Here is a 20,074-nt window from a genome sequence, read left to right as displayed (position 1 = left end):
AGGCCCTGCCGCGGGAGGAGCCCTTCCGCAGGAGGACGGTAGTGGACGGCGGTCGGCCCGCGCCCGCCGGGGCGTCCGCTCGCACGCGGCGCGGTTCCCGACGTGCCGTCCTCACTGCTCGTCGGCGGCAGCGGCCAGGGCGGCCCGCCACGGCCCGGGGGCGAACGTCAGGCACGGTCCGCCGGACTGCTTGCTGTCCCGTACGTGGACGCGGTCCCCGGCGTGCGCGACCTCCACGCAGTTGCCCCCGTTCCCCATGCTGTAGCTGCTCTTCCGCCAGGGGAGTTCACGCTGGTCCATGGGCTTCTTTCTCTTTCAGACGGCGCAGGAGCGCGCGCGAGCGGTCCGGGGACAGGGCCGCGGACTGGATCAGGCTGAAGGCCAGCTTGTGCCGTTGGACCTGCTGGGGCTCCACCGTGGTCTGCCCGCAGATGAACGTTTCTCCATAGAGGAGGTCGGGCCCGTCGCGGAAGCCCATCAGACGGAAGGAGGTCATCCCTCCGGGGTGCTCGCGCACGTCGAGGGGGACGATCTGCAGATGCACCTTGGGCAGGGCGGACATCCGCAGCAGGTGTCCCAGTTGCTCGCTCAGGACGGTGCTGCCGCCGATGCGGCGGCGCAGCACCCCCTCGTCGACGACGACCATGATCTGGGGTGGTTCGCGCCGGGTGAGCAGGCGCTGCCGGTCGACCCGGGCCGCCACCAGCTGCTCGATCCGCATGCTCGAGGCCAGCGGGTGGGCGGCGGTGAACAGGGCGCGTGCGTACGCCTCGGTCTGGAGCAGGCCGGGCACGGCGGCCGTCTCGAACTCCTGGATGAAGCTCGCCTGCTCCTCCAGCTCGACGATCGGCCAGAACCAGTCCGGGCAGGCGCTCTGTATCAGCGCCGGCCAGGAGGTGGCCAGTTCCCCGCAGGCGCCGAGCACGCGGTCGGCGCACTGGGCGAAGGACCTGGACGGAATCTGCCGGGCGTTCTCCACGTGCCCGACCGTCTCCGGGGCGCACTGGAGCTGCTCGGCGAGCTCGGCACGGGTGAGGCCGGCCGCCTGCCGGTACCACTGCAGCCGGCCTCCGAAGCGGGCCAGCAGCACCGGGACGTCCTCGCCGGGTTCCGTCCGCGGCGCCCCCGTGTCCTGCGCGACGTACGGCGGCCCCTCCACGGGCAGCCAGGCGACCCTGCCGTCCGGTCCGGGTGCCGCCCAGGCGAGGGGGGCGCGCGACCACGACGACGCCGGCTCCGGATCGGGCACCGGGCCCGGTTCCCGCGCCGGGGCCGGTCGCAGGCGGCTGAGCAGGCCCCAGGCGTACGCGCCCGGACCGACCGCCGCCGCGGACAGGACGGCCTCGATGCAGGCGCGTGCGCTGTCCTCGGTCGTGCAGGTGCCGGAGGGGCCCTCCCGGTGCCGGCCGTCCGAGATCCGGTGGACGTCCCACCGGTACAGGCAGGCGAACGGCACGTGCCGCACCGCGGGCAGCGGCCGGCCGTCCCGGCTCTGCTGGTTCGTCGTCCAACCGTTCACAGGTCCTGCCTCGCGATCGCGATGGGGGTGGGGGCGGGATGCCGCTCCCACAGTGCGGGGGACCGGGAGAGCGGCGGTAAACCGGGGGTGGGGTCCGCCCGCGGGCCGCGGGCGGCGGCGTCACGCTCCGGACGGCGGGCCGCCGGCGGGCGGGGGAAGGAGCGTGCACCAGGTGGTCTTCCGGCCGTTCGGCTCCCGGCACGAGCCCCAGGCCGCCGCGATCTCCTGCACCAGGAACATGCCGCGGCCCTGCTCGTCGTCGGGGTCCGCGTGCCGCACCACGGGGTGCTTCGCGGAGACGTCGGTGACCTCCAGCAGCAGCCTCTCCCCCGCCTGCAGCAGGCTCACGCCGATCGAGCCGGCCGCCGCGTGGGTGACCGCGTTGGCGACCAGCTCGCTGCACAGCAGCACGCAGTCGTCGATGACGCTCGGCGGGCAGTCCCAGGAGGACAGCACCGAGCGGACCTCGCGACGGACCCGGCCGAGCTCTGCCGCCACCGGCTGCACGTGCAGGTGTAAGTACCGCCCGTACGGCAGGGCGCAGTCGTGGCACGCCCGGTCCCGGAACGGGTTGCCGCGGACGTGGGGCGCCGACAGCCGCCCCGGGGAGACTCCGCCGTGTGGTGATCCCGAAAGGTGGTGTGCCGCGCGAGCACGTGGGTTGTCGATCGATGTCATGGCAGGTCCAGACCGAGGATGAGGTGGACGGGGATGCGATGACTGTCCTCGGTGGGGGGAGGCGCCCTCCGCACCCACGTCACCGTGACGGGGCGCGGACGTGAAGCAGCTCATCGAAGCAGCGGAAGCGACGGAGCGGCGCCCGGCCGCGGACGGCGGACGGCGCCCGGGCACGGTGGGCGGGCGGCGGGCACGGGCGAGGTGCCGGCCGGGCGGCCGCGGACCGTCCCGGCCACGTCGGCCGGGGACCGCCGCCGCCGGAACGGCGGCACGGGTCACTTCCCGAACTTCCGGCATCGTCGCCTCCCGAAGCACTGCGTCCACGGTGTCCTCGGTGACACCCTCCGGATCACGGAGCAGCGGCGGTACAGCGGTGGTAAAACGACCGCTTCGAGGGCGCGGGGCGCGCCGGAAGAGTGACGGCCGACGTGATGCCCGGAGCACCGGAACGCCGCCCCGCGCGTGCCGTCGGTGTCACAGGTGCCGGGCCGCCGTCGCAGGAACCGCACACCGGTGGACCCGTCCTCTCACCACGGCCACAACCCCGCCTTGGCGCGCCCCTTCGCCGACGTGGCGGGACACCGCGGGGCAAGAACGCCCTCCCGGGCGCTTCAGGCGGCCGCCGCGACGCCGATGCCGATGCCGATGAACAGCCAGCCGGTCGTCAGTTCCCAGCGGTGGAGGACCTTCGGGCGGGCGAGGAGCGCTCGCAGCCGCGCGGCGACGGCGACCAGGGCGAACCAGTAGGCGACGCCGATGAGGACGTCCAGGATGCCGAGGAAGAAGATCTGCTGTGCCGTCGAGCCGCCGCCGTGGACGAACTGGGGCAGGATGCTGAGGAAGAACAGGGCCGCCTTGGGGTTGAGCACGTTGGTGAGGAAGCCCTGGGTGAAGCCGGACCGCCACCGCCCGCGGACCGGTCCGTCCCGCGCCGGGTCCCGCGGCGCGGGGCCGTCCTCCGGGCCGCCGCTGGTCTCCCGCCCGGCGCGCCGCTCGCGGGCGGCGCGCCGGGCGGCGAGCAGGGCCCGGATCCCCAAGTAGACGAGGTAGGCCGCGCCCAGCAGCTTGATGGCGTCGTAGACCACCGGGGAGCGCGCGGCGATCAGCGACAGGCCGGCGGCCGCGGCGAGCATGTGCACGCACAGTCCGGTCTGGGCGCCCAGCGCCGCGGCCCGCCCCTTGGCGGGGTGCTCGGTGGCCGATCTCAGCACCACCAGGAAGTCCGGGCCGGGGACCACGTAGGCCACCAGTACGACACCGAGGAAGCCCACGAGGTCGACCGACATCCGCTCTCCGTTCCGTCGCCCCGCGCCTGCCGGCCGCCAGGGGTCGTTCGTCACGATGCAGGGGCCCGGGCCGGTCAGGCCGCGAGCGTCCGCGTGCCGGCCACCGAGGCGACGGATGCGTCGAGCATCCCAAGGCCCTGTTCCAGTCGCTCGTCCGTCACGGTCAGTGGCGGAAGGATCTTGGCCGCCTCGTCGTGGATGCCGGCGGTCTCCAGCAGCAGGCCGCGGCGGTAGGCGGCGTCGCGGAGCGCCCGGGCCGCGCCCGGGCGGTCGAAGGGCAGGCCCCAGGCCAGACCGCGGCCGCGCGGGGCGGGCAGTCCGTGCCGGCGGGCGGTCTCGGCCAGGGCGCCGGCGACGCGCTCGCCGAGCGCGGTGGTCCGGGCCTCCGGCGCGCCGTCGGACCAGAACAGCTCCAGTGCCCGGGCGGCGGTGACGAACGCGGGGTCGTAGCCGCGGAAGGCGCCGTTGTGCTCGCCGGGCTTCCACACGTCGTACTCGGGGCGCATCAGGGTGAGGGCCATGGGCGTCCCGTACCCGCTGATGGACTTGGACAGGCAGACGATGTCCGGGACGATTCCGGCCGGTTCGAAGATGAAGAAGGGTCCGGTGCGCCCGCAGCCCATCTGGACGTCGTCCACCACGAGCAGCGTGCCGTGCTCCCGCGCCCAGGAGGCCAGGGTGCGGAGCCAGACGGTGCGGGCGGGATTGACCCTGCCCTCGCCCTGCACGGTCCCCACCACCACGGCCGCGAGCGGCCCAGCGCTCAGGGGACGCCTTCTTCATGGAATCCGCCAAGGCCGCCCGTGCTGCGCACGACGACGGGCCGGGGAGCCGGCGCCGGGTCACAGGGGGTGGCGGCGCAGCAGGCGGTGGAGGAGGCCGTAGGCGCGCTGCTCGGCCTCCGCGAGTTCGGCGGGGTCGATCCCCACCGAGCGCAGCTCCCCTGCCGCGGCGTCGTCGGCCGCCCGCAGCTCCACCACCGCGGCGGCCAGCCGCGCCTGCACCCCGGGGTGCGGTTCGGTGGGTCCGGACAGTGCTCGCTCGGCGTGTTCCGAGGCCTGCGCGCACGCCGCCAGGGCGCGGCGGACCCGGTCCGTCGCCCTGCTGTGGACCACCAGCAGCGCGCACGCCAGGGCGGTGACGATGCCCACGGCGCCGCCCAGCATGCGGTCGTAGACGAGCGTTCCTGCGGACGTGGGGGACGTCAGGTTGCTGAGCAGGAGCGCCAGCGGGGTGATGAAGACGACGCCCAGGCCGTAGTTGCGCGCCACGACGTATTCCAGGAGGAACTCGAAGAGCACGATGAGGAACACCGCGGCGGCCGGCGCCGGATGCGTGGCCAGGATGGCGGCCGAGAGGAGCAGCCCGGTCACGGTGCCCAGCGTGCGCTGGACGGCACGCTGGACGCTGGTGCGGATGTTGACCGAGTGCAGCACGGCGGCCGCGGAGACAGCGGCCCAGTACCCGTGTCCGAAGCTGAGGAAGACGGCCGCCGCGCCGGCCACGCCCGTGCCGAGCGTCATACGCAGGGCGGGCACGACGTGGACGGCGAGGCGGTGCCGGCCGGCCGACGGCGTGCCCACCGCCAGCTCGGCGGCACGGCAGGTGGCGGCCTCGGTCTCCGCCGGTGACCGGCCGCTGTCCGGCGCGGCGACCGCGCGCTCGGACTCACGGTCGGCGCCTTCCGCGCCGTCCGGCCGCGCGGCCGTGGCGGCGGCTTCGGGACGGGCGGCGACGGGTTCGGGCAGCGGCAAGGGAGGACGGCGTCCCCGGGCCGTGAGGGCGCGGGCCTGCCGGCGCAGCTGCCGCGCCGTCGCGGCGTCGGGCGACGGCCGGTGGACGGAGGTGATCAGCAGGGTCCAGGCCCAGTCGGTCAGCCGTACCTCGATCCCCGGCGTCCCGGCGTCGCGCCGCGCCGGCGTCGACGGTGCCAGGCCGAGGGACCGGTAGGCGCGGAGGATGCCGGCGGTCGCCCGGTGCCGCGCCGGGCCGGCGCCGTCCGCGCCCCCGCCCGTCTCGAGGAGATCGGCGAGGTCGCGCAGGGCCCCGGCCACCGCCAGGCGCTGCGGACGGTACGGATGCACCAGCCGGCCCACCAGGGCCAGTGCCCAGGCGACGGCGGCGCCCGTCGCGGCCAGCGCCGTGTGGGGCAGGACGTCGCCGAGGCCCACGGCCGAACCGTTGGCCGCGACGGCGAAGGACAGGAGCAGCAGCACCGCGCCCAGTCCGCCGAGGCCGGCCGCGTCGCAGGCGAACTTCGCGAGTCCGGCCACCACCGCCATCGCGACGATCACCGTCAGCGCACCGGCGGTGCTCGTCTGCGCGTCGGTCAGCGCGGCGAGGGCGGAGCCGCCGCCGACACAGGCCGTCATCGCGAGCGCGACGACCGCGAGGACGCGCGCCCGGCGGGGGTAGGGGAGGTTACGGCCGAAGGTCGTGGTGAAGGCGCCCAGCATGGGGAAGACGGCGAGGTCGGGACGCCCCGACAGCACCAGCGGCAGGACCGGCAGGATCATGGCCAGCGCCGCGCGCACGGCGAAGAGGAGCGCTCCGTCCACCCGCCGGAGCGAGAGCGCACCCCGCGGGGACAGCACGCGCGGCAGCCGTCCCACTCGGCCTCGCAGGCCGGCCCGGGCCGGCGACGGACGGGGGAACGTGCGGTGGGACATGACCTTGGGGGTGGGCGGGGCGGTGGAAGTGCCGTCCATGCGCGAACGCGCGGTTCACGCAAGCACCCCCAGCATGGTACTCCGCGTCCGCCGCCGGCCGGGGATCCGCTGAGGCCGGCCCTGTCCTGCCCCGGCTCACGCCGGCGCCGGGGCAGGGGCCCGCACCGGCGGGTCCCGCCGCTCGGAAGCGGCGGGACCCGGATCGTGGCAGGTACCGGTTCAGTTCAGCGGGGGCGGCCCCGCCTCGGCGGCCGTGCCCCACGCGGCGGGCTCGGTGCCGACGGTGAACGCGAGCGAGCGGGTGTTCCGCAGGTCGTCCGCCGTCAGGTACGTCCGTGCGTGGGCGGAGCCGTCGACGCCGGCCGACTGGATCCAGCGGCGTGCGTCCGAGGTGCCGGGCGCCGTCACCGTCAGCGGGCCGCGCGGGTAGTGGCAGCGGTCGAGGGTGAGGTCGACGCGGTCGAAGACGGGCGTGGACAGGCCCCAGGTGTCGTGGCCGGGCTGCACCGGAAAGATGCCGATCGACGACACCACGTTCCAGGCGCGGCGGACATGGTGCCCAGGTCGTCGTTGCCCGTCATGCCGGTCGGCGTGTCGGTGAACAGGGTGAGGGCGGCGTGCACCACGTCGGTGTCTTCCAGGGCTGCCCGGTCGAGAGGTAGTCGCGGTGCCTGTTGCGGGAAGCCGGGGATCGCCCGCCGCTCGGGGTGAGCCGGGCCCGAGCCGGGGCGCGCCGACGCGGCGCGACCGGACACGGACCCCGGTGGACGAGCGCCCGCTGCAGTTCACGTCCCGCATTCTGCGCGCGGGCCGCCGCACCTCGATGTCCTCCGTCACCGCGGTCCAGGCAGACGCCCCGGTCCTGACGGGTACGGCCGTGTTCGGACGGGGCGGGCACGGGCCGTCCCACACCGATCTGCCCATGCCCGCCGCACCCGCTCCCGGCGCCTGGCCGCCCCTTGCGGGCGCGCCCGCGGACACCCCCTTGCGGGGGTGCCTCTCCGCCCGACGACCGCTCCCCCACGGCCTGAAGAGCGTGGGGGCACTCCCCAGCTCCGCCACCGCGCACCGATGCAACGGGAATTGACGGACAGTACCTAGGCACTCGGGATGCCTGCCGGTATGTTGCGCCCCTGCCCGCCGCGGGGCGCGGCACGGTGAACGGCTCATTCTGGGGGTAGCGTGCGCGACTTCAGCCTTCCGGCACTGGTGGAGACCCTGTCGGCGGGAGGCCTTGCGGACTCGGTGTACGACGTGGCGGAACGCGACCCGAAACTGGAGCAGTTGGCCCGGCGCGACCCCCTGGACGAGCAGAGGTGGTGTGCGGTCACCGCGGCCGAGTTCCGTGACGAGGTGCTGGCGCTGGCCAAGGGGCTGCTGGCCGGCGGGATCCAGTTCGGTCACCGCGTCGCCGTGATGTCCCGGACGCGTTACGAGTGGACGCTGTTCAGCTACGCGTTGTGGTCCATCGGCGCCCAGGTGGTGCCCGTCTACCCGACCTCCTCGGCGGACCAGGTCCGCTGGATCCTGTCGGACGCGCAGGTGGTGGCCGTCGTGGTGGAACACGAGGACCATGCCATGACCGTGGGGGCGGTCTGCGACCAGCTGCCGCTGCTGCGGGCGATATGGCAACTGGACGCGAACTGCGTCCAGTGGCTGGCGGACGCGGGCCGGGGCATCCCCGACCACGTGGTGCACCAGCACCGCAGGGCAGTGCAGCCGGGCTCGATCGCCACCATCGCCTACACCTCCGGCACCACCGGCCCCCACCCCAAGGGCTGCCTGATCACCCACGCCAGTCTCGCGGCCGAATGCGACACCCTGAACGCGGGCTGGCGGGAGATCCTCGCCGAGCCCGGTGAGCAGCCGGCCGTTCTGGCCTTCCTCCCCCTCTCCCACATCTACGGCCTGATGGTGCAGGTCGTCTGCATGCGCGGCGGCATCCGGCTGGGGCATCAGCCGGACCTGTCCCCCGCCGCGCTGCTGCCCGCCCTGGCGTCGTTCCGGCCGACGTACGTCTTCGCCGTGCCGTACATCTTCGAGAAGATCTTCCACTCGGCTCGGCGTTCGGCCGAAGCGGCCGGCCGTGAGACGCTCTTCGACCGGGCCGTGGACGTCGCGGTGCGCTACGCCGAGGAACTGGAGCGCCGGGACAGGGGCGAGGGCTCGGGGCCGGGGCCGCTGCTGAAGGCCTCGCACGCCGTCTTCGACCGTCTGGTGTACGGGCGGCTGCGGGCCGTCCTCGGCGGCCGGGTCCGGTATGCCACCTCCGGCGGGTCGAGTCTCGACCGGGAACTCGGCCTGTTCTTCGCCGGAGCCGGGGTCACCATCCACGACGGGTACGGGCTCACCGAGACGACCGCCGCCGTGACCAGCCAGCCACCGGGCCGGCCCCGCTACGGGACCGTCGGCAGACCCCTGCCCGGCTGCTCCGTCCACGTGGCACGGGACGGGGAGATCTGGGTCCGCGGGGACGTCGTCTTCTCCGGCTATCTCGGCGATCCGGCGGCCACCGGGTCGGTGCTGCGCGACGGGTGGTTCGCGACGGGCGACGTGGGCCGGCTGGACGACGACGGCTTCCTGGTCATCACCGGGCGCAAGAAGGACATCCTCATCACCAGTGGCGGCAAGAGCGTCAATCCCCGGGTGCTGGAGGAGCGGCTGCTGAGACATCCCCTGATCTCCCAGTGCCTCGTCGTCGGCGACAACCGTCCCTTCATCGCGGCGCTGATCACCCTGGATCCCGAGGCGTCCCAGCACTGGTGCCGGCTTCGCGCACAGCAGCACGCCCGGCCCCGGGAGGCGACGATCAACGAGGAACTGCGTGGCGAGATCCAGCGGGCCGTGACGATGGCGAACGCGGCGGTCTCCCAGGCCGAGGCGATCCGCGCGTTCCGGATCATCCCGAACGAGTTCAGCACGGCCAACGGCCTCATGACACCGTCGCTGAAGCTGCGCCGCGCCGCGATCGTGCAGGCGTACGCGGCCGACATCGAAGCGCTGTACGGCTCCTGAGGGTCCCTCGCCGGCGGCCGGACCGCCCCGCGCCGACGGCCGACCGTCGCGCTCCGCCGGCCGGTGAGCAGCCGGGGGCAGCCGGAGGCCGGTAGAGCAGCCGCGGACCGGTCGAACAGCCGCGGACCGGTCGAACAGCCGGAGGCCGGTAGAGCAGCCGCGGACCGGTCGAACAGCCGGAGGCGGGTAGAGCAGCCGGAGCCCGCCTCGGCCACCACCCCGGCAGCGGGCCCGCCCGCGCGGCGGGGCCGGTGGCGGCCGGACCGCCCCGCGCGGGCGGCCGGCTCGGTGCGAACCGCCGCGAGCCGGGCCGCCGCGCCCGGAGGTGCGCCCGAGGGGGCCGCCGGCTCGGGCGGTTCCTCGCCGCTCCCGCCGCACGGCCCCGCCCTCGCCGCCGCGCCCGGAGGCGGTCTTGGATCTCGAACTACGGTTTCAACGTCGTCGCCCGGCTGCGCCGTACCTCCGGGTCGTACGAGGAGGCGGCGGACCTGGGCGCGCGCACCTTGCGCGTCTTCGCCGCGTCACCTTCCCGCTGGTGCGCTCGGCGCTGTTCGCGGGCGGCCTGCTGGCGTTCGCGCTGTCCTTCGACGAGATCGTGGTGACCAAGCATCAAGGCGTTCTCCGGGACCGACTTCAGCGAGGACCTCAAGAGGATCGACGTCCCGGTCCTCGTCGCGCACGGCACCGACGACCGGATCGTGCCGTATCCGGATTCGGCTCCGCTGTCGGTGGAGCTCCTGAAGAACGGCACGCTGAAGAGCTACGACGGGCTTCCCCACGGCATGTTGTCGACCCATCCGGACGTCCTGAACCCGGACATCCTGGCGTTTCTGGAGTCGTAGCGCGGGCGAACCCGGAGCCGGCCGGGCACGGGTCCGTCAGGAAGCCCCCGCCCGCCACCGCTGGTCCGCCCGCCCCGCCTCCCGCACCAGGGACACCGAGCCGTCACCGCTCGCCGTCACCGCGTGGTCGGGCGCGATGTTCGGGCGGATGACACCGCGGGCGTCGACGGCGAACCTGAGGTTCTGGCCGTTGTCCCCGTCCACCGAGTCGCACTCCCAGATGCCCACGCCGCGGTCGACCGCGCCCCTGCTGTCCAGGCAGTACTCGGGGTCGGCGTACGACTGCACCACGTCCCGCTCGGAGTCCACCCGCCACAACTGGGTGGGTGAGGAGGTGCAGGCGGTGGTGACGACGTCCGTGCGCTTCTCCAGGTCGCCGGCGATGTCCAGGCACAGGCCCGAGGCGACGTTCACCACCTGGGCGTACGTGCCGCCCGGCGGTAAGGGGGCCGGCGCGGGGCGGCTGTGCGAGGGCGTGGGGTGCGCCCGGTGCGGCGGGGGCGAAGTCCGGGTCGGCGGCGGGGTCCTGGTGGTCGGCGGCGCGGACGGCGACGGGGAGGACGGCGGGGCGGGGGCTGGGATCGTCGCCGTGACCGTGACCGGCGGCGGGCCGGCCGGGCGGGCCGTCGAGGCCGCCCGCTCGGGGGCGGGCGACCCGCCCTGCGTCAGCAGGAGGACCAGCAGCGGTACCACGGCGACACCGAGCGCCGCCGAGGTCAGCAGCAGGCGCCGTGAGGGCGGCCAGGCAGCGGCCGCCGCACGGCCGTTCGGTCCGGGCCCCTCCTCGGGTCCAGGGCTGGACACGTACGCCGTGCCCGCCCAGGGCAGCAGGCCCTCGGCCAGCGCCGTGCGCGGGCTGTCCCGCAGGGTGCACAGTTCCTCGTACGCGGCGGTGCAGTGGGCGCAGCGCGCCATGTGGCCGTGCAGGTCGGCGCTGGTGCGGCGGCTGCCGGGCCGTACCGACTCCTCGATGAGCCGGCGGAAGTCGCCGCACCGCGGGTCGTCGGAGGCGGCCAGGCGGGACCGCAGACAGGCCTGGGCCAGCGTCTGGAGCGCGGAGTCCGTGCCGTAGGAGACGTCCCGGGGGGTGAGGCCGAGCAGCGTGGCCGTGCTGTCCTCGGACTCCTGCTCGACGATGCCGTACCAGATCAGGCCCTGCGCCCGGTACGGCAAGGTGCGGAACGCCGCGAGCATGGGCGGTACGGGGCCGCCGGTACCGGCCGTGTTCAGGACGAGCAGCAGTCCGGCGTCGAGTCCGCCGGCCCGTTCGTCCGCGGCCCATGTCCGCGCCACCTGGGCCGTCAGCAGCAGGAGGTTGTGGCGCAGCGGGCCGCCGGGGTCGGTACCGCGCGCGGTCTCGCGGGCGGCCGACGCGAAGGCCTGCGCCGCGAGTTGGCGGGCCGACGCGTCACCGGCGGCGCACTGGCGGGCGTACGCGAGCACCGACGCGCCGTGCCGCGCGCGCAGTTCCCGCAGGGCGGGGTACGCCCTCGACGTGTCGGCGCGCAGCAACTCCGTCAACCGCTCGTCGGACGCACCGCTGTACTCGCCGCCGCTGCCACCGGCTTCGTCGCCGGTTCCGTCGGCCCGCACCATCGATCCGCCTCCTCGTGACCCGTACTGATCCCCGTGACCGTTCCTGACGGACCAGCCAGTTTGGGGCTGCCCATAGTGGTGGAAGGGGGCGTGTGAGGAAAGAGGTTCCGGGCGAGTAACACGATGTGCCGGTCGACGTCCGGTGCTCGGGGGGCGCGCGGGGCGCCGCGTGCGAGGCCGTCGCCGCACCGGTGCGGGCAGGCCGGTGCGGCAGCCGCCGTCAGGGGGCCGGTGGGCCTGCCCTACCGGATGTCGTCACGCAGCGCCGCTGGTCTGCGTCTTGCGGGTTCGCCAGCCGGTGGCCGCCACGCCCGGACCGCACGGGGCCGTGAGAGCGGCGGTCACCGGTGGCATTCCGGTGGCTTACCGCTTCACGTCGGCCGAGCGCTGCCGCGTGCGCAGCAGCCAGGCCGCCGCGCCGGCGGCGAGCAGCCCGCCCCCGGCCAGGCCGACCGTACCCGCCGAGGCCGACGAGCCTTCACCGGCGGGCAGTCGGCCGGCGGTGTCGGCGCGGATCGTTCCGGTGTCCTGGGCCGCGCGGCAGGTGCCGCCGCGGACCATGTCCAGGTGCATCGCCACCACCGGGCGGGCGCTGCGGGCGGCGGCCACGATCTGGGCGTTGCGGCCCGCCCTGATCTCCTGGTCGATCAGCGCCAGCGTCTTGCGGTGCGCGGCGTCCTGGGCGGTGAGCCACGCCGCGTCGTAGGCCGCGCTCCCGGCCTTCGCCTGCACGGCGGCCAGTTGCTTCCTCTGCTCCGCGGACGGGGACGCCGGCAGCTTGACCTTCAGCTTGCCGGCGAGCGCGCTGACGTCCGTGTCCAGCCTGCGGTGGTCGCGCACCAGTACGGCGCCGACCTCCTTCACGCATTGGCTCGTCGCGTGGTTGAGGGTGTCCTCACCCGCCGCTGTCTCGGCGAGATTGCCCTGGTGCGCCTGTATCAGGAACGTCGCGTCCTGACTGGTTCCGTCGACGGCGAATGCCTGGGGTACGGAGATACCGCACAGCGCCACCGCCGCCACTGCGGCGGCCACCGGTCGTGCATGCATGGGAACTGCTCCTTTCGAGCCGGCGGGGCCACAGGCACCGCACCGGCGATCGGAACGGGGCGCTGACACAGCGCCCCCCGCACGCATCCGTACCAGGGGAACGCCCTGCTCTATCACCGGAGGCCCGTCGTCCACCCGAGTGGCCGACAGACGTGCCCCCGGGCAGCCGAGAGCCGTGTGCCCGGGCGGGTTGCGCGGCCGCGACGACGGGCGGGCCGCCGCGGTGCCGGGGCGCACGACGCCCGCGGCCGCAGGGGCCTCACAGCCTCCTGACACGACGGCGCGCACGCGCGGGCGCCCTCCGCCGTCCTGGACCATCCCGGCGCGGGCCGCGTCGTGCGCCGGCAAGGAAGGCGTCAAAGTGCTGCTGCCGTATCAGACGTGAGGTCGAGAAGCGCTCAGGGTGTGGCACCTGGTCGGGTCAGTGGCACAGGGGACCGCGGCGCCGTGGGTGAGGATCTCCCAGGCGAAGCCGACGATGCCGGCTTGGAGACGGGACTCCACGCAGAGTTTGGCCAGTATCTGGGCGACATGGGCCTTGGCGGTGCGCTCGGTGATGGCCAGCTGGGTCGCGATGGTCCGGTTCGACGACCCCTTCGCCAGCATCCGGAAGACGTCGAGCTCACGCTCGGACAACAGCGGCACTCGTGCCAGGGCCGCGTCCCAGACGTGTTGGTGGACTCGGGCCCCCTGCTGGCCGGCGACGAGGTGGTGGGACGTTGTTAAGAGATCTGCGGTGAGCATGCCGGATCCTCGGTGTCCTCTGGCTGACAGGCGGTCGTCTCATGTGGGGCTGCGCGCGGCGACGCGTGCGGGCTTCGCCGGTGAGGCACGCAGCGTGGGTGGGAAGGCCGGCTGATCCTGCCGGGTCGACCGCGGGGCATGGGTACGGCGAGTGGTGCGTCGTCATTCCGGGGAGCGAATGGGGCAGTTCTGACTGCACGTCGGGCAGACAATCTCTCGGCCAGCGGTGCTGCGCGGCGTGTGGAATTCGGCCACTTGCGGTGGTGCACTCGGAGACGGCGACGGGCCTCGCCCAACCCGCCGATTCGCCTCCCTCTGGGTGGCTCGATTCGGTCGCAACAATGCGCGGAATTCCGTCCGCGAGCTACCGGAGGCGGCCATGAGATTCTGGGTGTCCGCTAAGGGGCAGGGCCGATGTCGACGCCGGAAAGGGGTTGCGAGCGGATGCGGTGGGCGGATGACAGCTCGAACGCCCAACGTGATCGGGTTGTACGACGGGGTTCTGCGGTGCAAGCAACGGAAGGAGTTCGACTCCTCCACCCACGGTGGTTCCCCCTCCGGGCATCTCGATGGAACGGCATCCCGAACGACAGCCGACAATGCGTAGACGGGTGGCCGACCTCTGGAGGTCGTTATCTTGCGTTATGTTACTCGGTCGCTACTGCAATGATCAATGCCAGATCCAATATCTGAGATATGTGGCTGCATTTCGCCATGAGGCTTGAATTCTCGGGCGACGTGCCCGTGGAGATGCGTGCGACCGCCCGAAGAGGTGGCTCCACGCGCTCTTCGGGAGTGTCGGGGTGACGCTGAGGTTGAGCGGGGTGGCAGGCTTATGGAGGCTCCAGCCCGAGTGCGGTCTCGGCCCTGAAACCGTTGAGAATCTCGGGTTGGCGGCGGATGCCGTGCAGGCGGTTCCTCGCGAGTGGGGTGGGGTCGTCGATTGCACGGGGAGCGAGGTCGGCCACTTGGGTGGGCCAGGCCGTACGCCTTCGACCGGGTGGAGGTCGGGTCCGTATGGCGGGAACCTGACGATGGTCACCGGTCGCTGCTGCGATCGCCGATCTTCCGGAGAGCTGCGTGGTGGGCGTCGGCGTTGACTCACACCACGGTCAGCGGGGCGCCGTCGAGCAGGTTCGCGAACGCGCGAGCCCGGAAGCCAGGCTTCCCTCCGGTGCGGCCCCGCTCTGTCCGGGCTCGGTAGATCAGCCTGGTCGCGCGGCCCAGTCCGACCAAGAGCGCACCGCTTCGCGCCTTCGCCCGCTCCGCGCGGTCGAGCGGTCGCTGTCCCTCATGACGACGATGCGGCTTCCCGCTGACGCGCCCTGCTGCTTCACCCTTTGACCTTGACGTCACGCCACACCGGCGAGTCGCAGGAGCGCCGCCGTCCCGGCCGCCGCGAGGACGACGACGAGGAAGGGCGCCCTGCGCCAGGCGAGCACTCCGCCGACCAGCACCCCGAGCGCCCGGGCCGCGCCGGCGAAGCCGTCGCCCTCGGTGAGCGCCGCGGTTGCCGTCAGCGCGGCCAGCAGCACGACCGCCGAGACCTCCAGCAGCTTCTCGACCTGCTTCGGGAAGGTGATCTTCGCCCGCAGGGCTGGACCGGAGAGGCGCAGCAGAAAGGTCCCGGCCGCCAGGGCGAACATGGCCGCCAGCGCCGGCATGAGGGGAAAGGGATGGCTCATCGCGCTGCTCCTTGACGGTTCTTCGTCCGGAACAGCGGCAGTGCGGCCAGCGCGATCAGAACCGGGAGTCCGGCCGGCAGGAAGGTGGTGAGGGCCAGTGCGATCGCCGCACCGGCCAGGGCGGTCCGCCGCAGCGCCGGGTCTTTCATCGCGGGCAGGATCAGAGCGAGGATCACCGCGGGGAACATCGCGTCCAGGCCGAGAGCGTCGGTGTCCCGGACGACGCTGCCGAGCAGCGCGCCGAGCGTGGCGCCGACGGGCCAGCAGGCCAGGATGCCGAGGCCGCACGCCCAGTACGCGGCCCGTTTGCGGGCGAGGCCCTCCTGGGCGATGGCGAAGACGACCGTCTCGTCGTTCATGAGGTGCGTGCCGAGCAGCCGGAGCCGGCCTCGCCCGAGCACATCGGGCACCGCCAGACCGAACGGCAGGTGGCGGGCGTTGACCAGCAGGCCCGCCAGCAGCGCGGCGATCGGGCTTCCTCCGGCGGCGATGATCCCGACGAAGAGGAACTCGGACGAGGCCGCCAGGACGAGCGCTCCCATGAGCACCGGGAACCACCAGGGGAAGCCCGAGGTGACCGCGATGGCCCCGTACGACAGACCGATGACCCCCACGGCCAGACAGACGAGGACGATGTCCCGCAGTGGCCCCCTGCCCAGTGTTTCCCATAACGTACGCATGGCGTTTATAGTGAACACCCTGGCGGGTGTTCGTCAAGGCGAACGATTGACCATTGGAGCGAACGCGCGTGTCCGACGTCGACCCCCCTCTCAAGCCGCCGCTGACAGCGCTCAAGCCTCCCCTGGCAGCGATCGCCGCCTCTCTGCGGGCGGAACGGGTCCGGGCTGGGCTCTCCCTCACGGAGGTCGCCCGACGTGCCGGGCTCGCCAAGTCCACGCTCTCGCAACTGGAGACCGGTACCGGCAATCCGAGCCTGGAGACGCTGTGGGCGCTGTGCGTGGTCCTGGAGATCCCCTTCTCCCGGCTGCTGGCCGCCTCCCGTCCCCCCGTCCAGGTGCTCCGCGCGGGCGAGGGACCGGTCATCGGTTCGACACAGAGCGACTACCGGGCCACTCTGCTGGCCGCCTCTCCACCGGGGGCCCGGCGGGACGTCTACAGCATCGCTGCCGAGCCGGGTCCGCAGCGCTCCTCCGCCCCGCACATGCCTGGCGTCGTCGAGCATGTCGTGATCGGCACCGGACGGGCCTTGGTGGGCACCGCCGACGAACCGGTGGAACTGCACCCGGGCGACTACATCAGCTATCCGGCCGACGTCCCGCACGTCTTCCGGGCGCTGGAGCCCGGCACGCGCGCGGTACTCGTCTCGGAGCACTCCTGAGCACGCGCACGGACCGGCTTCAGTGCCCCATGCCCCAGCCGCCGTCCACCGGCAGGACGGTGCCGGTGATGTAGGCGGCGTCCTCGGAGGCGAGGAACCGGACCGCGGCCGCCACCTCCGCCGGCTGTGCGCTGCGCCCCAGCGGTACCTTGCCCAGCACGGCCGTACGCTGCTTCTCGTCGAGCGCCTTGGTCATGTCCGTGTCGACCATGCCCGGCGCCACCACGTTGCAGGTGACCCCGCGCGAGCCCAGCTCGCGGGCGACGGACCGGGCGAAGCCGACCAGACTCGCTTTCGACGCCGCGTAGTTGGTCTGCCCGGCCGCGCCCAGCAGGCCGACCGCCGAAGAGATCAGGACGATCCGTCCCCGCCTTGCGTCGACCATCTCCTCGGCGGCCCGCCTGACCACCCGGAAAACGCCCGTCGCGTTGGTGTCCATCACGTCCGTGAAGTCCTTCTCGGTCATGCGCAGCAGCAGCCGGTCCCGGGTGATGCCGGCGTTGGCCACCAGTACGTCCACCGGGCCGTGTGCCGCCTCCACTTCCTGGAATGCCCGCTCCACCTGCGCGGAGTCGGTGACGTCGCAGGTGACGGCGAGGCAGCCGAGTTCGGTCGCGGCCCGCGGCGGTCCACCCGTGCGGTAGGTCAGTGCGACCCTGTCGCCGACCTGCGCGAAGGCACGCGCCACGGCGAGGCCGATCCCCCGGTTCCCTCCGGTCACGAGGACCGAACGGCTCATGTCTTCCACGCACCCTTCTGTACCTTCGGTTGGCCCGGGCCCGGCGGACGCCGGTCAGGCGATCTTGTGGACCCAGCCGAACGGGTCCGGCCGCGAACCGTCCTGGATCCCCGTCAGCTCCGCACGCAGCCGCTCGGTGACCGGGCCGGGTGTGCCGCCGCCGATCGTCCAGTCCCCGTCCACACTTCTGACGAAGCCGACCGGGGTGATCATCGACGAGGTGCCGCAGGAGAACACCTCGGTCAGCGCCCCCGACTCCGCATCGGCCCGCCACTGCTCCACACTGATCCGCCCCTCCTCGGCCCGGTGGCCGAGCCCGGCCGCCAGAGCCAGCACCGAGTCGCGGGTGACGCCCGCCAGCAGCGTCCCGGACAGCTCCGGCGTCACCAGCCGGTCGCCGTAGACGAAGAAGAGGTTGCTGGTGCCCATCTCGTCCACCCAGCGGCGCTCCGCCGAGTCCAGCCAGACCACCTGGTCGCAGCCCATCTCCCGGGCCTGCGCCTGCGCGACCAGTGTTCCCGCGTAATTGCCGCCGCACTTGGCCTCGCCGGTGCCGCCGGGTGCGGCCCGGGTGTAGTCCTGGGAGAGCCACACGGTGAGCGGTTTGGCCCCGGCCGTGAAGTAGGAGGCCGCGGGCGAGGCGATCACCATGAACCGGTAGGCGGAGGAAGGGCCGTAGAAGCCGATGGCGGGCTGGGTGGCGATCATGAAGGGGCGCAGGTAGAGGCTGTGCCCGGGCCGGTCCGGGACCCAGTCGCGGTCGGCGCCGACCAGCAGCTCGAGAGCCTCGACGAAGGTCTCCTCGGGCAGCGTCGGCATCGCCATGCGCGCGCAGGAGCGGTTCAGCCGGGCCGCGTTGGCGTACGGGCGGAAGGTCACCACCGTGCCGTCCTGGCGCCGGTACGCCTTCATGCCCTCGAAGACCTCCTGGCCGTAGTGGAACACCTGGGCCGACGGGTCGAGCACCAGCGGCCCGTACGGGTGCAGACGGGCATTGTGCCAGCCGCAGTCCTGCTCCCAGTCGATGCTGATCATGTGGTCGGTGAACACCTCGCCGAAGGCGGGTGCCTCCATCAGCGCTGCCCGCTCGGCGGCCGGCCGGCGGACGGCGGTCTCGGTGGTGAAGGTGATCGTCATGGGTGCGCTCCGGAGCAAGAGGTCACGGGGTTTCCAGGTCACAGTGGGATGTCGGCGTGCTTGCGGGACGGCTGGTCCGTGTGCTTGCTCCGCAGCATCCGGAAGGCGCGGATGAGCAAGCGCCCGAGACCCCGCGTCCAGCAGCACCTCGATCCGTTCGCGGGCGGTCAGTTTGCCCATGGCGTGCTGGGCCGAGGTCGCGCGCTCGCTCGGACCGCGACGCGCCCGTTCTCCGGTCGCGTGCAGGTCGGCTGTCCGCGCCCGGATGCCGGCGCGCGTGCCCGGCTGCTGCTCCGTGAGTGACTGCCGGACAGTCATCCGTTCCCTCTCCTTCCGGGGTCCAGGCGTCGGCAGGCAGGCACCGTGGCCGTCGGGGCCGTGGTGCTGCGGACTGCGCCGGGGCCGACGCCCGGTCATGACCGGGCCCGTGCGGGCGCGGCGGGCAGGACGGGGGCGGCCGCGGCCTCCCCGGCATCCGCTCCGCCGCCGCCCAGGACCACCGCCCGGCACCGCTGCCGCTGTGCGCCCAGCCCCGACACCTCCGCCTCCACCACGTCACCGGCCCGCAGGTACGGCTGGTCCGGGCGGCCCAGCGCGACGCCGCCGGGCGTCCCGGTCAGCACCACGTCACCGGGGTGCAGCACCATGCACTGGCTGAGGTACCAGAGCAGGTGGGACACCCCGAAGACCATGTCCGCGGTGGACCCGTCCTGCATCACCCGGCCGTTGACCCGGCAGGTCAGCCGCAGTCGGCCCGGGTCGCCCACCTCGTCCGGGGTGACCAGGTACGGGCCCAGCGGACTGAACGACTCGAAGGACTTGCCCTTCACCCACTGCCCGCCCCGTTCCAGGAGCCAGCTCCGCTCCGACACGTCGTTGCCGGTGGCGAAGCCCGCAACATGGCGCAGCGCGGAGGCGGGGTCCGGCAGGTACTGCGCGCGCCGGCCGATCACGGCGGCAAGCTCGACCTCCCAGTCCGTCTTCTCACCGCCCGGCGGCAGCAGCAGGTCGTCGTACGGGCCGACCAGCGTGGTCGGCGCCTTGCTGGCAACGATCGGCTCGTCGGGCAACGCCAAGCCTGCCTCGGCGGCGTGCGCCCGGTAGTTGAGCCCGATCGACAGCAGATGCCCGCCCGGCCGGACGGGCGGACCGACCCGCTCAGCGGCCTGGTCGACCGCCGGCAGCCGGGCGGCCTCCCGTGCCAGCCGCAGCGCCGTCTCCTGCAGCGCGTCGGGGTCCAGGGCCGCACCCGTCCAGTCCGGCACCCACGAGGCCAGGTCCCGGACGACGCCGTCGGGGCCCACCGCGCAGGGCCGCTCGTCGCCCGGCGGTCCGATTCGCAGCAGCCGCATCTCAGTCGGCCGCCGGTGTCTGCTCGAGGTACTTCTCGAAGAAGCGGATCTCTTCGTCGGTCAGCCGCCGGGGCCGCCCCGCCCGGTAGTCGAACGGCGCCATCACGGTCGAGGCGGTGGCGTACACGGTGGCGCCGTCGCGGACCACGTAGTCGATGGCCACGGTCGCCGACTGGAGGTCGGAGACCCACATCTCGATTTCCACCGGTTCGTGCCGGTGGACCAGCTGGCGCCGGTAGCGGATACGGTGTTCCACCACCACCGAGCCGTCCCTGAAGAAGGCGTCGCCGTCGTTCGGCGCCATCCGGAAGATGAGGTCGACCCGTGCCTCCTCCAGGTAGCGCAGGTAGGAGACGTTGTTGACGATGCCGTAGACGTCCATGTCCGACCAGCGGATCGGGCAGAGGTAGCTGTGCCGCGCCATGG

At 73.4% G+C, this 20,074-nt stretch carries 17 protein-coding genes and 4 pseudogenes; 5 read left to right on the top strand and 16 right to left on the bottom strand.

The genetic code is table 11. The annotated features are described in order from the left end of the window. Positions 1-111: 111 nt before the first annotated feature. The 7 genes and pseudogenes from ABZ920_RS00490 to ABZ920_RS00460 all read right to left on the bottom strand — a co-directional run. The gene (locus ABZ920_RS00490) at positions 112-300 is read right to left on the bottom strand and encodes a DUF397 domain-containing protein (RefSeq protein WP_361496865.1); all 189 of its coding nucleotides are present in this window, start codon (positions 298-300) and stop codon (positions 112-114) included. Beyond that, on the bottom strand, positions 287-1,519 hold the full coding sequence (locus ABZ920_RS00485) for a Scr1 family TA system antitoxin-like transcriptional regulator (RefSeq protein ID WP_361496862.1): 1,233 nt from the start codon (positions 1,517-1,519) through the stop codon (positions 287-289). The genes ABZ920_RS00490 and ABZ920_RS00485 overlap by 14 nt, the downstream gene beginning before the upstream one ends. 120 nt (positions 1,520-1,639) lie before the next feature. After that, entirely contained in the window at positions 1,640-2,017 is a 378-nt protein-coding gene (locus ABZ920_RS00480; protein WP_361496859.1) for an ATP-binding protein, read from the bottom strand. Positions 2,018-2,808: 791 nt separating this feature from the next. Further along, complete coding sequence (locus ABZ920_RS00475) at positions 2,809-3,483, bottom strand: LysE family translocator (protein ID WP_361496856.1); 675 nt, start codon at positions 3,481-3,483, stop codon at positions 2,809-2,811. 74 nt (positions 3,484-3,557) lie between these two features. After that, positions 3,558-4,232 (bottom strand): annotated as a pseudogene (locus ABZ920_RS00470) (aminotransferase class III-fold pyridoxal phosphate-dependent enzyme); the annotation flags it as partial. 93 nt (positions 4,233-4,325) lie between these two features. Then, a complete protein-coding gene (locus tag ABZ920_RS00465) occupies positions 4,326-6,191 on the bottom strand; it encodes an FUSC family protein (protein WP_361496853.1) in 1,866 nt (621 codons plus the stop codon). Positions 6,192-6,371: 180 nt separating this feature from the next. Continuing rightward, positions 6,372-6,813, bottom strand: a pseudogene (locus tag ABZ920_RS00460) (glycoside hydrolase domain-containing protein); the annotation flags it as partial. A gap of 6 nt (positions 6,814-6,819) precedes the next feature. Between ABZ920_RS00460 and ABZ920_RS00455 the strand changes: the two are divergent. The 4 genes and pseudogenes from ABZ920_RS00455 to ABZ920_RS00440 form a co-directional block, all read left to right on the top strand. Then, positions 6,820-7,239 carry an acyl-CoA thioesterase domain-containing protein gene (locus tag ABZ920_RS00455; RefSeq protein WP_361497565.1) on the top strand — a complete coding sequence of 140 codons (420 nt, stop codon included), beginning with the start codon at positions 6,820-6,822 and terminating at the stop codon, positions 7,237-7,239. Between the two features lie 95 nt (positions 7,240-7,334). Next, positions 7,335-9,167 carry an AMP-dependent synthetase/ligase gene (locus tag ABZ920_RS00450; protein WP_361496850.1) on the top strand — a complete coding sequence of 611 codons (1,833 nt, stop codon included), beginning with the start codon at positions 7,335-7,337 and terminating at the stop codon, positions 9,165-9,167. A 434-nt stretch (positions 9,168-9,601) separates the two neighbouring features. Beyond that, positions 9,602-9,771 (top strand): annotated as a pseudogene (locus tag ABZ920_RS00445) (ABC transporter permease); the annotation flags it as partial. Between the two features lie 4 nt (positions 9,772-9,775). After that, positions 9,776-10,009 (top strand): annotated as a pseudogene (locus tag ABZ920_RS00440) (alpha/beta hydrolase); the annotation flags it as partial. A gap of 36 nt (positions 10,010-10,045) precedes the next feature. Here ABZ920_RS00440 and ABZ920_RS00435 read toward each other — a convergent pair. From ABZ920_RS00435 to ABZ920_RS00415, 5 genes are all read right to left on the bottom strand, one after another. Next, on the bottom strand, positions 10,046-11,605 hold the full coding sequence (locus ABZ920_RS00435; protein ID WP_361496847.1) for an RICIN domain-containing protein: 1,560 nt from the start codon (positions 11,603-11,605) through the stop codon (positions 10,046-10,048). Positions 11,606-11,968: 363 nt separating this feature from the next. After that, positions 11,969-12,652 (bottom strand): DUF4142 domain-containing protein, encoded by a 684-nt coding sequence (locus tag ABZ920_RS00430; protein ID WP_361496844.1) that lies wholly within the window; start codon positions 12,650-12,652, stop codon positions 11,969-11,971. A gap of 375 nt (positions 12,653-13,027) precedes the next feature. Further along, on the bottom strand, positions 13,028-13,396 hold the full coding sequence (locus ABZ920_RS00425; RefSeq protein WP_361496841.1) for a LuxR C-terminal-related transcriptional regulator: 369 nt from the start codon (positions 13,394-13,396) through the stop codon (positions 13,028-13,030). Positions 13,397-14,748: 1,352 nt separating this feature from the next. Then, positions 14,749-15,081, bottom strand: a complete 333-nt coding sequence (locus tag ABZ920_RS00420; RefSeq protein ID WP_361496838.1) for an AzlD domain-containing protein — start codon at positions 15,079-15,081, stop codon at positions 14,749-14,751. Beyond that, positions 15,078-15,761, bottom strand: coding sequence for an AzlC family ABC transporter permease (locus ABZ920_RS00415; RefSeq protein ID WP_361496835.1), 684 nt, complete (start codon positions 15,759-15,761; stop codon positions 15,078-15,080). Before ABZ920_RS00415 ends, ABZ920_RS00420 begins: the two co-directional genes overlap by 4 nt. Positions 15,762-15,829: 68 nt before the next feature. Between ABZ920_RS00415 and ABZ920_RS00410 the strand changes: the two genes are divergently transcribed. After that, a complete protein-coding gene (locus tag ABZ920_RS00410) occupies positions 15,830-16,420 on the top strand; it encodes an XRE family transcriptional regulator (protein WP_361496832.1) in 591 nt (196 codons plus the stop codon). 19 nt (positions 16,421-16,439) lie between these two features. Here ABZ920_RS00410 and fabG read toward each other — a convergent pair whose 3' ends face one another. From fabG to ABZ920_RS00390, 4 genes are all read right to left on the bottom strand, one after another. After that, a complete protein-coding gene (gene fabG / locus ABZ920_RS00405) occupies positions 16,440-17,159 on the bottom strand; it encodes a 3-oxoacyl-ACP reductase FabG (RefSeq protein WP_361496829.1) in 720 nt (239 codons plus the stop codon). A 54-nt stretch (positions 17,160-17,213) separates the two neighbouring features. After that, positions 17,214-18,296 (bottom strand): branched-chain amino acid aminotransferase, encoded by a 1,083-nt coding sequence (locus ABZ920_RS00400; RefSeq protein WP_361496826.1) that lies wholly within the window; start codon positions 18,294-18,296, stop codon positions 17,214-17,216. Positions 18,297-18,709: 413 nt separating this feature from the next. After that, entirely contained in the window at positions 18,710-19,648 is a 939-nt protein-coding gene (locus ABZ920_RS00395) for a fumarylacetoacetate hydrolase family protein (RefSeq protein WP_361496823.1), read from the bottom strand. A 1-nt stretch (position 19,649) separates the two neighbouring features. After that, positions 19,650-20,072, bottom strand: coding sequence for a thioesterase family protein (locus ABZ920_RS00390; RefSeq protein ID WP_361496820.1), 423 nt, complete (start codon positions 20,070-20,072; stop codon positions 19,650-19,652). Between the last annotated feature and the right edge of the window lie 2 nt (positions 20,073-20,074).

This window comes from Streptomyces sp. NPDC046831 (assembly GCF_040645305.1).
Classification (GTDB): domain Bacteria; phylum Actinomycetota; class Actinomycetes; order Streptomycetales; family Streptomycetaceae; genus Streptomyces.
Note: the sequence above shows the minus strand (reverse complement) of the source record. Positions and strands in the feature narration are given on the sequence as shown.

Coding starts and splice junctions, on each gene's coding strand:
- ABZ920_RS00435 (WP_361496847.1), bottom strand. CDS start 11,605: ATGGTGCGGGCCGACGGAACCGGCGACGAAGCCGGTGGCAGCGGCGGC.
- ABZ920_RS00475 (WP_361496856.1), bottom strand. CDS start 3,483: ATGTCGGTCGACCTCGTGGGCTTCCTCGGTGTCGTACTGGTGGCCTAC.
- ABZ920_RS00490 (WP_361496865.1), bottom strand. CDS start 300: ATGGACCAGCGTGAACTCCCCTGGCGGAAGAGCAGCTACAGCATGGGG.
- ABZ920_RS00465 (WP_361496853.1), bottom strand. CDS start 6,191: ATGGACGGCACTTCCACCGCCCCGCCCACCCCCAAGGTCATGTCCCAC.
- fabG (WP_361496829.1), bottom strand. CDS start 17,159: ATGAGCCGTTCGGTCCTCGTGACCGGAGGGAACCGGGGGATCGGCCTC.
- ABZ920_RS00415 (WP_361496835.1), bottom strand. CDS start 15,761: ATGCGTACGTTATGGGAAACACTGGGCAGGGGGCCACTGCGGGACATC.
- ABZ920_RS00400 (WP_361496826.1), bottom strand. CDS start 18,296: ATGACGATCACCTTCACCACCGAGACCGCCGTCCGCCGGCCGGCCGCC.
- ABZ920_RS00430 (WP_361496844.1), bottom strand. CDS start 12,652: ATGCATGCACGACCGGTGGCCGCCGCAGTGGCGGCGGTGGCGCTGTGC.
- ABZ920_RS00420 (WP_361496838.1), bottom strand. CDS start 15,081: ATGAGCCATCCCTTTCCCCTCATGCCGGCGCTGGCGGCCATGTTCGCC.
- ABZ920_RS00425 (WP_361496841.1), bottom strand. CDS start 13,396: ATGCTCACCGCAGATCTCTTAACAACGTCCCACCACCTCGTCGCCGGC.
- ABZ920_RS00395 (WP_361496823.1), bottom strand. CDS start 19,648: ATGCGGCTGCTGCGAATCGGACCGCCGGGCGACGAGCGGCCCTGCGCG.
- ABZ920_RS00390 (WP_361496820.1), bottom strand. CDS start 20,072: ATGGCGCGGCACAGCTACCTCTGCCCGATCCGCTGGTCGGACATGGAC.